Annotated in this window: 3 protein-coding genes; 1 reads left to right on the top strand and 2 read right to left on the bottom strand. The window is 74.6% G+C overall.

The genetic code is table 11. From position 1 onward, the window contains the following. The first annotated feature begins 14 nt into the window (after positions 1 to 14). On the top strand, positions 15 to 908 hold the full coding sequence (locus ACZ6B8_RS24315; protein ID WP_471081445.1) for a geranyl diphosphate 2-C-methyltransferase: 894 nt from the start codon (positions 15 to 17) through the stop codon (positions 906 to 908). A 72-nt stretch (positions 909 to 980) separates the two neighbouring features. On the opposite strand, the gene ACZ6B8_RS24310 is transcribed toward ACZ6B8_RS24315, so the two are convergent. Beyond that, positions 981 to 2,381 (bottom strand): MDR family MFS transporter, encoded by a 1,401-nt coding sequence (locus tag ACZ6B8_RS24310; protein WP_471608582.1) that lies wholly within the window; start codon positions 2,379 to 2,381, stop codon positions 981 to 983. Next, complete coding sequence (locus ACZ6B8_RS24305) at positions 2,378 to 12,376, bottom strand: amino acid adenylation domain-containing protein (RefSeq protein ID WP_471608581.1); 9,999 nt, start codon at positions 12,374 to 12,376, stop codon at positions 2,378 to 2,380. The genes ACZ6B8_RS24310 and ACZ6B8_RS24305 overlap by 4 nt, the downstream gene beginning before the upstream one ends. Position 12,377: the final 1 nt, after the last annotated feature.

Genomic DNA, 12,377 nt, shown 5'->3' with positions numbered 1-12,377 from the left:
GAATGGATTCACCTGTGACCAGCACCGAACTCACCGCCACCCCGGCCACCGCCGCCACCCCGCTGCGCATCCCCGGCCCGGCGACGCCCTATCAGGGGGACATCGCCCGCTACTGGGACGGCGAGGCCCGGCCCGTGAACCTGCGTCTCGGCGATGTCGACGGTCTGTACCACCACCACTACGGCATCGGCGAGGTCGACCGGAGCGCGCTGGGCGACCCCGGTGACAGCGAGAGCGAGAAGAAGCTGATCGCCGAGCTGCACCGGCTGGAGTCGGCGCAGGCCGAGTATCTCCTGGGACACCTCGGCGACATCGGCCGCGCCGACACCCTCGTGGACGCCGGCTGCGGCCGCGGCGGCTCGATGGTGATGGCCCACCAGCGGTTCGGCTGCAAGGTCGAGGGGGTCACGCTCTCCGCGAAGCAGGCCGACTTCGCCAACGGGCGCGCCCACGAACTGGGCATCCAGGACCACGTCCGCGCCCGCGTCTGCAACATGCTCGCCACGCCCTTCGAGACCGGTCTGGCCGCGGCGTCGTGGAACAACGAGTCGAGCATGTACGTCGACCTGCAGGACCTCTTCGCCGAGCACTCCCGTGTCCTCAAGGTCGGCGGCCGCTACGTGACCATCACCGGCTGCTGGAACCCCCGGTACGGCCAGCCCTCGAAGTGGGTCTCGCAGATCAACGCGCACTTCGAGTGCAACATCCACTCCCGCCGCGAGTACCTGCGCGCCATGGCCGACAACCGCCTCGTGCCGCAGGCCGTCATCGACCTGACGCCGGACACGCTGCCCTACTGGGAGCTGCGGGCGACGTCCTCGCTGGTGACGGGGATCGAGGACGCGTTCATCAACTCCTACCGGGACGGCTCCTTCCAGTACCTCCTCATCGCGGCCGACCGCGTCTGAGCGACGGAACGACCGGGGAGGGCCCGACAGTCGCGGGCCCTCCCCTCCCTCTTGCCCATGCCCCTTTCTTGCCTACGCCCCCTTGGGCCGCGTACGGGGCAGTCGCGTCGCCCCCGCCGCCGCGAGGAGGCAGAAGGCGAGCACCCACCAGAAGGTGTCGCCGAACGCCGCGGGGATGTCCGCGTCCCGGGCGGACAGCCGGTTCTGAAGGACGACCGCGAGAGCGGCGGTTCCCACCGAACCTCCCACCGTGTTCAGGAGGTTGAGCGCTGCGGACGCCCTCGGCAGGTGCTCGGGCCCGATGCGGCTGTAGACGATGTTCATCACCGGCGCGCCGATCATCGCCATCCCGATGCCGCGCACCGCGAGCGCCGCGATGATCACCGCCTCGGGCGGCGCGTGGCCGAGCTGGGTGAACGGGACCGTGCCGGCGACGATCAGCACGATGCCCGTGACCACCAGGGTCCGCGGCGCCACCTTGTCGATGGTCCTGTTGACCAGGAACGAACCGGCGGCGGCACCCAGCCCCTGCGGCGCGAGCAGCAGCCCGGCCTCCCACGGGGAGAGACCGCGACCGGTCTGGAAGTACAGCGGCAGCAGGAACGTCGTGCCGAACACCGACGCGCCGAGGACCAGCAGCGCGAGCGCGGCGGCACCGAACGGCGGCCGGGTGAACAGGCGCGGGTCCACCAGCGGCGTCCCGTCGGTCCGCAGCCCGTGCACGGTGAAGGCGGCCAGCATCGCCACGCCCGCCACCACCCCGGCCACGGCGGGCAGCGTGGCGCCGTGGGCCACCTCGGTCAGCCCGTAGACGAGGGCGGCCAGACCGGGTGAGAGCAGCGCGGCGCCCCGGAGGTCGAACGCCGTGCGCCGCGGCGAGGGCGGCACGTCGGGCACGTACCGGCGGGCGAGGACGGCCGCGACCACGCCGATCGGCAGGTTGACCAGGAACAGCCACGGCCAGGAGGCGATGCCGAGCAGCGAGCCGCCGACGAGCGGGCCGAACACCGGGGAGAGCAGCGGGACGACGGCGACGACGCTGATCACCCGGCCGGTGCGGTGTCGTCCCGCGACCCGGGCCAGGATCGCCTGCCCGGTGGCGGGCAGCAGCCCGCCGCCGAGGCCCTGGATCACTCGGAACACGACCAGGCTGGCCGCCGACCACGCCAGCGCGCAGAGCACCGAGCCGAGCAGGAACACGCCCGCGGCGGTGAGCCAGACCCGGCGGCCGCCGCATCGGTCCGACAGCCAGCCGGACGCGGGCACCGCCGCGACGACGGCCAGCAGATAGGCGGTGCTCACCCACTGGATGTCGGCGACGGAGGCGTCGAACTCCTTGGTCAGGCGGTCGATTCCGACGCTGACGATGGTGGCGTCGAGCGTCGCCATGAAGGTGCCGAGCACCAGGATGAACGCCATCCGCAGCAGGTCCCCGTCCACCCGCTCGGCCGGTGGTGCGACATCGCCGGTCATCGCGCCTCCAGGAACGTGCTGACGTCGTCGTCGAGGTGGCGGTCCAGGGAGCGGAGCAGGGTGAGGAGTTCGTCGGCGAGGCCGTCGACGTCCACGCCGGCACGGTGGGCGAGGACGCCCGTCCAGCCGTCGCCGTCCGGCATGACCGTCAGGGTCACCGGGTGGTGGGTGGACTCGCGGAACCGGGTGCCGACGACCGTGAGACCGGGGGCCGGTTCGCGCAGGCGGTCGGGGTCGACGGGGTAGTTCTCAAACACCACCAGGCTGTCGAAGAGCCTGCGCCGTCCGGTCAGCCGCTCCAGATCGGCGAGCGCGACGTGGTGATGGTCCACCAACGCCCGCTGTCTGGCCTGGAGTTCGGTGAACGTTTCGGCGAGGGTGCCGGTGAGGCGCGCCCGTACCGGAACGGTGTTGGCGAGCAGGCCGACGATCTCCTCGACGCCCGCCAGCTCCGGGGGGCGGCAGGCGACCATGGCGCCGAAGCAGACGTCGGCGCGGCCGGAGCGGCGGGCGAGCAGGACCGACCAGGCGCCCTGCACCAGCGTGTTGCTGGTCAGGCCGCGGCGTGCTGCGAGCCGGCCGAGGTCGGCCATGAGGCCCGCGTCGAAACTGATGAGCGCGGGGTCCTGCCAGGCCGCGCCGACCTCACCTGCGGCGAGATGGTCCCCCTCCGGGAGGTCTTGCAACTCGACTTCCCACGGCATGAGTTCGGGCTCATGGTCGGCGCGCCAGCGCAGGTAGTCGCCGAAGGGCACAGGCGCGGGCAGGTCGGGTGCCGTGCCGCGGACCCGTGCGGTGTAGAGCTCGAACAGCTCGGTGAGGATGCGCGGTGCCGACCAGCCGTCGGAGAGCACATGGTGGCTGGTCATGACCAGGTCGGCGCGCTCGGGGCCGGTCCGGATCACCGTGAGCCGCAGGAGTGGGCCCGCGGCGAGGTCGAACGGCTCGGCCAGGTCGGCCGCGAGGGCCTCGTCGGCCGGTCCGTCGACGACACGGAAGTCCGGCGTCGGCGTCTTAGGGATCACCGCCAGGTCGGCGGGGAACACGGCGCCCAGGTTGGGGTGGCGGGCCAGCAGGTCGGCGCCCGCGACGCGCAGGGCGTCGATGTCGAGCGCGCCCGCCAGGGAGAACGTCGACTGCACGGTGTACGGGTCGGGCTGCTCGGTGCGCGAATGGCGCAGCATCACTTCCTGGAGCGGGGTGAGGGGCTGGATCTCGGCGACTCCCCGGTCGTGGTCGAGCGCGGAGATCTCCGGTGCGGCGGCGAGGTCGAGGAGGGCGGCCCGCAGGCACTCAGCCAGTTCCGCGATCTCCTCGGCGGTGAACAGTTCGGCGGGCCAGGTGATGCGGACGCCGAGGGCGTCGTCGCGCACCAGGGCGTTGACCATCAGGCCGTGCGGCAGGGGAAGGTCGTCGGTGCCGCCGGAGCCGAGCGGGTCGGCGTCCGGGGCCGGCCGCCACGGGGTCTCCCGGGACGGTGCGCCGGGGAACTGGCCGAGGTAGTTCCAGGCGATCTCGGGCTCCACCGGGGCGAGCAGGCCCGCCGAGGTGAGGATCCCGTACCCGAGCGCGTCTCCCTGGGCGCGCAGCCGCTCCCGGACCGCCCGCACGTCGTCGTCGGCGTGCAGCCGCACCGGGTGGACGGCGGTGAACCAGCCGACGGTCTGCGAGAGGTCGACCTGCTGCGGTCGTCCGTGGCTCTCCAGTGCGACCAGAACCTCCGGCGCGCCGCGCCACTCCCGTACCGCTCGCGCGAGCGCCGTGAGCAGCACCGCGTCCGGGGTGCCGCGGTGGGCGGCGGGCAGCGTGGTGATCAGGGCGCGCGTCGACGCGGCGTCGAGCCGGAGCTCGTGGTGGCGTGCCGTCGCCACGGTGTCCCGCGCCGGGTTGAGCGGACGGGCGGCGAGGGGCTGGGTGGCGGTCATCCGCCGCCAGTGCGGCAGCTCGGCCCGGCGGTCGGCGTCGCGCAGCGTCCGCGCCCAGCCGAGGAAGGACTCGCCGTGGCGGGCGGGGGTGCCTCCGGCGTGGGCGTGCTCCAGGTCGTCGAGGAGGACGCGCCAGGAGACGCCGTCGACGACGAGGTGGTGGGCGATCAGGACGAGCCTGCCCGGGCGTTCGGGCCCGGCGTCGACCCAGAGGGCGCGCAGCATGGGCCCCGTGCGTGGGTTCATCGCGGCGCGGGCCGCGGCGACGTGGGCGTCGATCACCGGACGCAGGTCGTCGTCGGTCGCCCGTACGCAGGTCAGGACGTCGGCGCCGGTGAGCGTGCCGGTTTCGGGGATGTGCAGGGCGTCGTCGGTGAGGCGGGCGCGGAGGACGTCGTGCCGGGCGAGGAGGGTGTCGAGCACGGTGCGCCAGGTGGCGGCGTCGCCGCCCGGCGGGACGCAGATCTCCGTCCACTGGCAGAACCCGTCCGCCGCCGTGCCGGCACGGCGCAGCAGGTCCCGCATGACCGGGGTGAGCGGCGCGTCGCCGGTGGCGGGTGCCTCGCCCGTCTCCAGGGCGCGGGCGCGGGCCGCGATCCCGGCGACGGTCAGTCCCTCGAACACGTCGCGGGCGGTCAGGCCGAGGCCGTGGCGCCGGGCGCGCGAGACGACCTGGAGCGAGACGATGCTGTCGCCGCCGATGGCGAAGAAGTCGTCGTCGGGGCCGACGGCGTCGGTGCCGAGGACGTCCCGGAAGACGCCGAGCAGCACCGCTTCGGCTTCGGTCGCGGGTTCACGCCGTGCGGCCGTCACCGTCTCGGGAGCGGGCAGCGCGGTGGGGTCGAGCTTGCCGCTGGGGCTCAACGGCAGCCGGTCGATGGGTACAAGAGCCGTCGGCACCATGTGGTCGGGGAGCTCGTCGGCCAGGTACGCGCGGAGCTGCGCGGTGTCCGGGTCGGCGCCGTCGGTCGGGACGACGTAACCGACGAGCCGCCCCTCGCGCACGATCACGGCGCAGGCCCGTACGTCGGGGTGGCCGGTCAGCGTGGACTCGATCTCGCCCGGCTCGACGCGGAAGCCCCGCACCTTGACCTGGTGGTCGACGCGGCCGAGGAACACCAGCTGCCCGTCGGGCCGCCACCGCACGAGGTCGCCGGTGCGGTACATCCGCTCGCCGGGCGGGCCGAACGGGTCGGCGACGAACCGCTCGGAGGTCAGGCCGGGGCGGCCGAGGTAGCCGCGGGCGACGCTGGGCCCGCCGAGGTACAGCTCGCCCGTCACACCGGTGCCGGTGGGCTGGAGTCCGCCGTCGAGGACGTAGGCGCGGACGTTCGGGTCGGGCCGCCCGATCGGCAGCGGCCCCTCGTCCTGCGGGTCGTAGTGCCAGGTCACCGCGTTGATGGTGACTTCCGTCGGGCCGTACGCGTTGAAGAGCGCCCGGCGGCCGCGTCCCCAGCGGCGCGCCAGCTCGGGGTCGAGCCGCTCGGCGCCGACGACGAAGAACACGTCGGGGTCGACGGTGCGGTCGTCGGGCATCGCGGCGAGGAACGACGGCAGCAGGTTCACCCCGGTCACGCGGTGTTCGGCGATGTAGTCGAGGAGTTCGTCGCCGGGGACGCGCACCTCCTCGGGGGCGATGACGGAGGTGCCGCCGGACAGCAGCGGCACCATGGTCTGCCAGAACGCGACGTCGAAGCCGGTCGACGCGAAGTGCAGGTAGCGGTCGTGCTCGGTGACGCCGACGACCTCCTCCTGCAGGGCGATCAGGTCGGGCACGCCCCGGTGGGTCACGCCGACGCCCTTGGGCCTGCCGGTGGTGCCGGAGGTGTAGATGACGTACGCGAGGGCGTCGTCGGTGAGCTTCGCGCGCGCCTCGGCCGGGTCGGTGTCCGGCAGAGCGGCGAGCGTGGCCGGGTCGTCGAGGCGCAGGACCGGGATCTCGCGGGCGACGGGCAGTTCGGCGCCGGTGGAGACGACGGCGGCCGGGGCGATGTCGTCGAACATGAACGCGAGCCGCTCGCGCGGGTAGCTCGCGTCCATCGGCACGTGGACCGCGCCCGCCTTGGCCACGCCGAACAGCGCGACGGTCATCTCGATGTCGCGGCCGAGCAGGACGGCGACGGGGTCCTGCGGTCGTACCCCGTGCGCGATGAGGGCGTGGGCGAGCCGGTTGGCCCGCCGGTCGAGCTCGGCGTAGCTGAGGCGGCGGTCCCGGCAGACCAGGGCCTCGGCGTAGGGCTTGCGGTCGACCCAGGCGGCGAACTCCGTCAGCCAGTGGCCGCGGTCCTTGGCGGGGACGATCCCGGTGCCGGTGCGCAGGATCCGCTCGCGCTCCTCGGCGTCGAGCGTGGGCAGCCGGAGCGCGGGACGTGCCGGGTCGGCGACGAGTTCGCGCAGGAGGGTGTGCAGCCGGCGGCCGTGGTCGCGCACGGTGGCGGGGTCGAAGGCGCGCGGCTGGTAGCCGAGGCCGATGGTGATCTCGTCGTCGGGGATGACGATGACGGTCAGGGCGTAGTGCGTGGCGTCGGTGATGTCGACGCCGGCGAGGTCGAGGCCCGGGGCCAGCGGAGTGCGCTTCCGGCTGGAGAGCGGGAAGTTCTCCATCACCAGCATGGTGTCGAAGAGTTCGCCGACGCCCACCGCCCGCTGGATCTCGGGCAGTCCGACGTGGTGGTGCTCGGCCAGCGCCACGCTCTCGGCGTGGACCTGGGCCATGAGGTCCCGGGCGGTCTGGTCCTGGGTGTGCCGGACGCGGACCGGGATGGTGGTGCCGAGCTGGCCGATCATCGACTCCACGCCGGCGACCTCGGCGGGCCGGCCGGAGACGGGGCAGCCGAAGACGACGTCGCGGCGGCCGGTGAGCCTGCCGAGGAGCAGGCCCCAGGCGGTCTGCAGGACGGTGGTCAGGGTGACGCCCTGTTCGCGGGCGAAGGCGCGCAGCCGGTCGCTGAACTCGCGGCCGAGTGCGAGGGTTTCGCGGTGGGGGCGCTCGACGCCGCTCTCGGCGCTCGCGGGCGCGAGGCGCGTCGCGTCGTCGACGCCGGCCAGCGCGTCCCGCCAGGCGGTGAGCGCCACGTCGTGGTCGCGCCCTGCCAGCCAGTGGAAGTACTCCGACAGGGGCGGGGCGGCGGGGGCCGCGGGGCCGCCCCCGAGCTCGGCGTAGAGGGCGAGCAGGGTGCGGCCGACGAGCGGCATGGACCAGCCGTCGAGCAGCGCGTGGTGGTTGGTGATGACCAGCTTGTGCTCGTCGGGTCCGACGCGGGACAGCAGGAAGCGGATCAGCGGAGGACGGGTCGGGTCGAAGGGGCGGGCCAGTTCGGCGCGGGCGGCCTCCGGGAACCGGTCGTCCTCGCGCCAGTCCAGGGCGACGTCGGCGGGGACGACCTGGACGACGTCGTCCCCCGCCGTGGCCAGGTGGACGCGCAACGCGGGGTGGCGGCGCAGCAGTTCGCGGGCGGCCTCCGCCATCCGGCCGGGTTCGAGGTCGCCGACGAGGGTGGTCACGGCCTGGACGACGTAGACGTCGGCGTCCTGGTCGTCGCGGACCAGGGTGTGGAAGGAGAGGCCGACCTGCAGCGGGGTGGCGGGCAGCACGTCGGCGATGCGGCCGGTGCGTTCGATGGCGTCGATGGCGGCCTGGTCGAGAGCGACGTGCGGCAGGTCGGAGGGGGTGAGCCCGCCGCAGGTGTGGCGCGCGTGCTCGGCCAGCGCGTCCAGCGTCGCGACCCAGGTCTCCCGCAGGGCCGTCACGGTGTCGGCGTCGAGCACCTCGGAGGCGGCCGTCCACTCGACGGCGAGCCGGGGCGCGCCCTCCTCGTGGACGAAGCAGTTGAGGGCGAGCACCTGTTCCAGCGCCTTGGCCCCGGGCTCGGTCACCGAGAAGGCGTCGCGCTCGGGCAGGCGCCAGCCCGTGCCGGGCAGCGAGCCGAATCGGCCGAGGTAGTTGAGCAGGACGTCCGGGGGCGGCACGGCTCCGAGCTCCGGGCTGATCTGCGGGTCGAGGTGGCGCAGGACGCCGTAGCCGATGCCGCCGTCGGGGACCGCGCGCCGGGCCTCCTTCGCCGCGCGCAGCGCGCGCCCCGCATCGCCCTCCAGGGGCACCCGTACCGGGTACTCGCCGGTGAACCAGCCGACCGTGCGGGACAGTTCGAGGTGCTCGCGGCCGTGGCCCTCCAGGGAGACGGTGACCGCGTCCCCGGGCAGGCCCCAGGCGCGCAGGGTGAGGGTGAGGGCGGCGAGGAGCACCTCGTCGACGCCGGCGCGGTAGGCCGCGGGCAGCGTGGTGAGGAGTGCCTCGGTGGTCTCCGGTGAGGCCACGGTGGTCGACCGGTGGGCGGTCGAGACGGTGTCGCGCGCCGGGTCGAGGGGGCGGGCGCCCAGCCGGACGGCGGAGCCGAGTGCGGTCCGCCAGTGGGCGAGTTCGCCGCGTCGCGCTCCGGACTCGCCCTGGGCGGCCAGGTACAGGGCGTGGCGTCGCCATGAGGTGCCGGTGGGTTCGAGGGGCGCGCCCGTGCAGGCCGCGTACAGGTCGGGGAGCAGGATGCGCCAGGACACGCCGTCCATGGCGAGGTGGTGGACGGCGACGACCAGCAGGTCGGCTTCGTCGTCAGCGGTGCGGATCAGGCAGGCGCGCACCAAGTCGCCGGTACGGGGGTCGAGTTGACCGGCGAGGTGCTCGGCCACGGTGGTCGTGTCCGCGCCGTGCACCTCGTCGACGACGGCGCGCACGGCGCCGCGGGGCAGCACCTCCAGGCCGCCGCGGGGCAGCACCTCCAGGCCGTCGTCCGCACGCAGCCGCAGCGCGTCGTGGTGGTCGAGCACCGCCTGGACGCCCGCGACCAGGTCGGCGCGGTCGAGCGCGTCGACGCCCACAGCGGTCCACTGCGCGTATCCGGCGACGATGTCCACGTCCGGGTGCGGGTCGAGCAGGCCGCGCACGATGGGCGGCGCGGGGACCGGCCCGATCGGGTCGTCCACGGGTTCGGCGACCGACTCGACGAGCCCGGCGGACGCGGCGAGGGCGGCGAAGCTGCGGCGGGCCAGCAGGTCCCGCGGCCGCAGGTCGAGGCCCTTGGCCCGGAGGCGGCTGCTGAGGGTGATGGCGGTGATGCTGTCGCCGCCGAGCGCGAAGAAGTCGTCGTCGACGCCGACCCGTTCGACCTCGAACACCTCCGCGAGTACGGCACAGAGCAGCCGCTCCCGTTCGGTGGCCGGTTCCCGGCCGCCGCCGGTGGAGGCGGGGGCGGGCAGGGCGGCACGGTCGAGCTTGCCGTTGGGGGTGAGCGGGAGCGCGTCGAGGACGACGACCGCCGCGGGCACCATGTGGTCGGGCAGCCGCTCCGCCAGCAGGGCGCGTACCGCGTCCCCGGTGGCCGTGGCGGACACCACGTAACCGATGAGGCGGGAGGAGCGGATGGTGGCGGCCGCCGCGGTGACGCCGGGCAGCGCGCCGAGCGCGGCCTCGACCTCGCCGGTCTCGACCCGGTGGCCGCGGATCTTGACCTGTCCGTCGGCGCGGCCCAGGTACTCCACGCCCCGGCCGGGCACCCAGCGGGCCAGGTCCCCGGTGCGGTACATCCGCTCGCCCGGCGCGCCGAAGGGGTCGGCGACGAACCGTTCGGCGCTCGCCCCGGGCCGGCCGAGGTAGCCGCGGGCGAGGTGCGGTCCCGCGAGGTACAGCTCGCCCGTGCGACCGTGCGGCACCGGTTGCAGCGCACTGTCGAGGAGGTGGACGCGGGTGCCCGCGAGGGGGTGGCCGATCGTCGGGGCGTCGCCGTCGATCCGTGCGGTGGTGGCGTCGACGGTGGCCTCGGTGGGCCCGTAGAGGTTGCGCGCGGTGATCCCGGAGGCGGCGATCCGCCGCCACAGGGCGTTCGGGGTGGCCTCGCCGCCGAGGACCAGCAGCGTCGGCTCCCGCTCCAGGAGCCCGGCGTCGATCAGCGGCGCGGCCATCGACGGCGTGGTGTCCACGATGTCGATGCCGTCGCGGTCGAACGCGGCGAGCAGCGCGTTGGCGTCCCGGACGGTGTCGGCGTCGTAGACGTGGAGTTCGTGGCCGCACAGCAGCCAGACCAGGTGGTCGAAGGCCGAGTCGAAGGCGAACGAGTAGGTGTGGGCGGCGCGCAGGCGCCGCCCGGCGGCCCGTTCGGCCTCGGCGACGACCGTGGCGCGCTGGTGGTGCAGGAGCGAGGCGAGTGCGCCGACCCGGCCGAGCACGCCCTTGGGGCGGCCGGTGGAACCGGAGGTGTGGATCACGTAGGCGAGGTGCTCGGGGTGGCGGGGCGCGGCCAGTTCGGCGGCGGCCAGCGGCGCGCCGGACAGGGTGGCGGCCTCGTCGAGCAGGGTCTGCCAGGGCAGCCCGTCGACGGCGTCGGTGGCGGTCAGGACGAGGGCGGGGCGGGTGTCGTCGAGCAGGTCGCGCAGCCGCTCGGCGGGGTGGGCGGTGTCCAGGGGCAGGAACGCGGCGCCCGCGTCCATGACGGCGAGCAGGGCGGTCACGGAGTCCGCGGAGCGCGGCAGGGCCAGCGCGACGATGTCCTCGGTCCCGATGGAGCGGGCCCGCAGCGCGCGGGCGACGCGGTGCACGCGGTCGGCCAGCGCGGCGGCCGTCAGCCGGTGTTCGCCGCAGACCAGTGCCGTGCCGTCGGGATCGGCTGCGGCCATCGCGTCGAACGCCGTCGGAACGTCGACGGGCGTGCCGGGCAGCGCGGGCGGGCACCGGTCCGCGAGGAGCCGGTCCGCGTCGTCGGCCAGGGCGATGCGTCCCACGGGCAGGCCGTCGAGCAGCCGGGAGAGCAGGGTCCGCAGCGCGGCGAGGAGGGCGTCGACGGCGGCCTGGTCGTTGGTCCGTGCGTCCACCTCGAAGCCGAGCAGCAGCCCGCCGTCGTGGGCGGGCAGGACGCTCAGGCCCATGTCCTCCGGCGGCCCGCCCGCGACGTTGCGCAGCACGCCGCGCGCCCCGGCGAAGTCGAGGGCCAGGTCGAAGGCCTTGAGGTTGATCCCGCGGCCGTGCAGCAGCGCGCCCGCACCGGGCACGCCGAGGTCGCGCGGCAGGTCCTCGCCGCGGTAGCGCTGGTGGTCGCGCATCTCCTTCGTCGCGGCGGCCACCCGCCGGCCCAACTCGCCGAGAGTGTCGCCGGGTTGGACGGTCAGCCGCATCGGCAGGATGTTGACCGCCATGGCCGGGGTGCGCAGTTCGACCGAGCCGGCACGGCACATCAGCGGCAGGGCGAACACGATGTCGGTGCGGCCGAGCATGCGGTGCAGGAAGGCGGCGTAGCCGGCGATCAGTGCCTCGCCCCAGGTGACGCCCTGCTCGTCGGCGTAGGCGCGCAGCCGGGCCGTCTCCTCGGGCGAGAGGGCGGCGCGGGCGGTCAGCGTGCTGTCGGGCGCGCCGGCGGCGATGTCGTTCTCGCCGAGGTCGGGCAGCGGGGTGAACCGCTCGACCCAGTACGCGCGGTCCTCGCGGGCCCGGTCGCTCTCCCGGTAGGCGCGGTCGGCGGCCACGAAGTCGGCGAAGCCTCCGAAGGCCGACGGGCGCGGCTCCGCCCCTTGGACCAGGGCGGTGTAGCGGGCGGCGGTGCGGCGCGCGAGCATCGCCGCGGTGTAGCCGTCGAAGACCAGGTGGTGGCCGAGCTGGGTGTACCAGATCTCGCGGTCGGAGAGTCTGATGACGGTACGCGCGTACAGCGGCCGGTCCACCATCCCCCGGCAGGCCTCGCCCACCCGGGCCCGCTCCGCGTCGACGAGGGCGTGGGCCGCGGCGACGGGGTCGGCCGCATCACTGACGTCGGCCACCCGGGGCGGTGCGACCGGCTCCTGGCCCACCCGCTGGCGCGGCCCTTCAGGGGTGTCGTACACCCGCAGCCGCAGTGTCTCGGCCTCCTCGGTGGTCGCCCGGACGGCCTCGACGAGCGCCGCGACGTCGACGGGGTCGCCACCGGATATCTCCACCACGTCGCCGACCACGTAGTACGGCGAGTCCGGCTCCAGGCGCTGTGCGTTCCAGATGCCCGTCTGGGCGCCGGTCAGCGGGAGCAGGCCGTCCGAGGAGACGCTTGCGGTGCTCAAC

The sequence above is a fragment of the Streptomyces sp. NPDC041122 genome (assembly GCF_055592445.1).
This window is presented reverse-complemented; position numbering and strand designations above follow the sequence as displayed.

Coding starts and splice junctions, on each gene's coding strand:
- ACZ6B8_RS24310 (WP_471608582.1), bottom strand. CDS start 2,381: ATGACCGGCGATGTCGCACCACCGGCCGAGCGGGTGGACGGGGACCTG.